Source organism: Candidatus Epulonipiscium viviparus (assembly GCF_000171335.1).
Classification (GTDB): domain Bacteria; phylum Bacillota; class Clostridia; order Lachnospirales; family Cellulosilyticaceae; genus Epulonipiscioides; species Epulonipiscioides viviparus.
The window spans coordinates 32,501-36,468 of sequence record NZ_ABEQ01000022.3 but is presented as its reverse complement, the minus strand read 5'-3'; the positions used below and the strand labels follow the sequence as shown (position 1 = coordinate 36,468).

The 3,968-nt window shown below is 40.0% G+C and carries 1 protein-coding gene and 1 pseudogene (1 of these 2 cut by a window edge); one reads left to right on the top strand and one right to left on the bottom strand.

From position 1 onward, the window contains the following. Nucleotides 1–619 (top strand): annotated as a pseudogene (locus EPU_RS13915) (beta-agarase); the annotation flags it as partial. On the opposite strand, the gene EPU_RS04660 reads toward EPU_RS13915, so the two are convergent. Next, nucleotides 616–3,968, bottom strand: the 3' portion of a protein-coding gene (locus tag EPU_RS04660; protein ID WP_010167199.1) for a beta strand repeat-containing protein. It continues 610 nt past the right edge of the window; only the last 3,353 of its 3,963 coding nucleotides appear in the window; the start codon falls outside the window, past its right edge — the gene reads right to left on this strand; it ends in the stop codon at nucleotides 616–618. The pseudogene EPU_RS13915 and the gene EPU_RS04660 overlap by 4 nt on opposite strands.

Here is a 3,968-nt window from a genome sequence, read left to right as displayed (position 1 = left end):
GCGTCACAATAATATCCATGTTCATAGTGCGCAAGACGGCAATACCATTTATGTTGCAGTCACAAACATGAATGCGCAACGTGCCTATATTGACTTAGATTTAAAGCTTCAAGATGAACAAATCGAAAAAATCGAGCGCACTACTACTTACCTAAATTTAGGCGAATTGCATTTTGTTGATAACGAGCCTCTAGACAGTCTCAACGATATTTTCATGCATGTAGAGGAAACTAGTATATTCAAAATTACCTTAAACGAATCTCCTGAAATCAACACCACGCTAACCAAAACCACTTATTATGGAGATGTTACATTGCAACCTACAGGTACTCCCGCGACTTTCATCATAAACACGCCGACCGATAACGTTCAATCCAGCATCTTGCGAATTTCGTTGGGCCGCCACGGTGGATTTAATGCGCCTTTAAATGTCTCTATCAATGATTATAACATCGAATCCTACGATTTATCCTTTACTAATAAGCCGGACAGATACTTTGGATATGTAGATTACGTTATCCCAACCGATATTTTAAAAACTCAGAATGAAATCACCGTTACTGTTCCTCAAAACGGCGGCAAAATTTCTACAGTTGCACTTATTCATCTGGAAAATTAACCCAAAACGCAAGTTACATCAGCCGCTGCCGTTGTAACTGCAAAAATTATTATTGTATCAGCCTCTGTAGTTGTACTTGCATCAGAGGCTGTAGTTGCATCTGTAGAAATTATTATTACATCAGCCGTTGTCATTGTAACTGCAAAAGTCATTATCGCATCAGCCGTTGCCGTTGTAACTTCAGAAATTATTATCGCATCAGTCGTTGCCGTTGTAACTTCAAAAATTATTATCACATCAGCCGTTGCCGTTGTAACTTCAGAAATTATTATCGCATCAGTCGTTGCCGTTGTAACTTCAAAAATTATTATCACATCAGCCGCTGTAGTTGTATCTTCAAAAATTATTATCACATCAGTCGCTGTAGTTGTAACTTCAAACATTATTATCACATCAGCCGCTGTCGTTGTAGCTTCAAAAATTATTCTTACATCAGTCGCTGTAGTTGTAACTGCAAAAGTCATTATCGCATCAGCCGCTGCCGTTGTAACTGCAAAAGTCATTATCGCATCAGCCACTGCCGTTGTAACTTCAAAAATTATTATTGTATCAGCCTCTGTAGTTGTAATTGCATCAGAGGCTGTAGTTGCATCTGTAGAAATTATTATTACATCAGCCGCTGTCATTGTAACTGCAGAAATCATTATCGCATCAGCCGCTGTAGTTGTAGCTTCAAAAATTATTCTTACATCAGTCGCTGTAGTTGTAACTGCAGAAATTATTATCGCATCAGCCGCTGCCGTTGTAACTGCAAAAGTCATTATCGCATCAGCCGTTGCCGTTGTAACTGCAAAAATTATTATTGTATCAGCCTCTGTAGTTGTAATTGCATCAGAGGCTGTAGTTGCATCTGTAGAAATTATTATTACATCAGCCGCTGTCATTGTAACTGCAGAAATTATTATCACATCAGCTGTTGCCGTTGTAACTGCAAAAGTCATTATCGCATCAGCCGCTGCCGTTGTAACTGCAGAAATTATTATCACATCAGCCGCTGTAGTTGTAGCTTCAAAAATTATTATCGCATCAGTCGTTGCCGTTGTAACTGCAGAAATTATTATCACATCAGCCGTTGCCGTTGTAACCTCAGAAATTATTATCACATCAGCCGTTGTCGTTGTAACTGCAGAAATTATTATCACATCAGCCGCTGCCGTTGTAACTGCAAAAGTCATTATCGCATCAGCCGTTGCCGTTGTAACCTCAGAAATTATTATCACATCAGCCGCTGCCGTTGTAACTTCAGAAATTATTATCACATCAGTCGTTGCCGTTGTAACTTCAGAAATTATTATCACATCAGCCGTTGCCGTTGTAACTGCAGAAATTATTATCGCATCAGCCGCTGCCGTTGTAACTGCAAAAGTCATTATCGCATCAGCCGCTGTAGTTGTAGCTTCAAAAATTATTCTTACATCAGTCGTTGCCGTTGTAACTGCAGAAATTATTATCACATCAGCCGTTGCCGTTGTAACTTCAGAAATTATTATCGCATCAGCCGCTGCCATTGTAACTGCAGAAATTATTATCGCATCAGCCGCTGCCGTTGTAACTGCAGAAATTATTATCGCATCAGCCGCTGTAGTTGTAGCTTCAAAAATTATTTTTACATCAGTCGCTGTAGTTGTAACTGCAGAAATTATTATCGCATCAGTCGTTGCCGTTGTAACTGCAGAAATCATTATCGCATCAGTCGTTGCCGTTGTAACTGCAGAAATTATTATCACATCAGCCGCTGCCGTTGTAACTGCAGAAATTATTATCACATCAGCCGCTGCCGTTGTAACTGCAAAAGTCATTATCGCATCAGTCGTTGCCGTTGTAACTGCAAAAGTCATTATCGCATCAGTCGTTGCCGTTGTAACTGCAAAAGTCATTATCGCATCAGTCGTTGCCGTTGTAACTGCAGAAATCATTATCGCATCAGCCGTTGCCGTTGTAACTGCAGAAATCATTATCGCATCAGTCGTTGCCGTTGTAACTGCAGAAATTATTATCACATCAGCCGCTGCCGTTGTAACTGCAGAAATTATTATCACATCAGCCGCTGCCGTTGTAACTGCAAAAGTCATTATCGCATCAGTCGTTGCCGTTGTAACTGCAAAAGTCATTATCGCATCAGTCGTTGCCGTTGTAACTGCAAAAGTCATTATCGCATCAGTCGTTGCCGTTGTAACTGCAGAAATCATTATCGCATCAGCCGTTGCCGTTGTAACTGCAAAAGTCATTATCGCATCAGTCGTTGCCGTTGTAACTTCAGAAATTATTATCACATCAGCTGTTGCCGTTGTAGCTTCAAAAATTATTATCGCATCAGCCGCTGCCGTTGTAACTGCAGAAATTATTATCGCATCAGCCGCTGTAGTTGTAGCTTCAAAAATTATTTTTACATCAGTCGCTGTAGTTGTAACTGCAGAAATTATTATCGCATCAGCTGTTGCCGTTGTAGCTTCAAAAATTATTCTTACATCAGTCGCTGTAGTTGTAACTGCAGAAATTATTATCACATCAGCCGTTGCCGTTGTAACTGCAAAAATTATTATTGTATCAGCCTCTGTAGTTGTAATTGCATCAGAGGCTGTAGTTGCATCTGTAGAAATTATTATTACATCAGCCGCTGTCATTGTAACTGCAGAAATTATTATCACATCAGCCGCTGCCGTTGTAACTTCAAAAATTATTATCACATCAGCCGTTGCCGTTGTAACTGCAAAAGTCATTATCGCATCAGTCGCTGTAGTTGTAACTGCAAAAGTCATTATCGCATCAGCCGCTGTAGTTGTAACTTCAGAAATTATTATCGCATCAGCCGTTGCCGTTGTAACTGCAGAAATTATTATCGCATCAGCCGTTGCCGTTGTAACTGCAGAAATTATTATCGCATCAGCCGCTGTAGTTGTAGCTTCAAAAATTATTCTTACATCAGTCGCTGTAGTTGTAACTGCAGAAATTATTATCACATCAGCCGTTGCCGTTGTAACTGCAAAAGTCATTATCGCATCAGCCGCTGCCGTTGTAACTGCAAAAGTCATTATCGCATCAGCCGCTGCCGTTGTAACCTCAGAAATTATTATCACATCAGCCGTTGTCGTTGTAACTGCAGAAATTATTATCGCATCAGCTGCTGTAGTTGTAGCTTCAAAAATTATTCTTACATCAGTCGCTGTAGTTGTAACTGCAGAAATTATTATCACATCAGCCGCTGCCGTTGTAACTGCAGAAATTATTATCGCATCAGCCGCTGTAGTTGTAGCTTCAAAAATTATTCTTACATCAGTCGCTGTAGTTGTAACTGCAGAAATTATTATCACATCAGCCGTTGCCGTTGTAACTGCAAAAATTATTATTG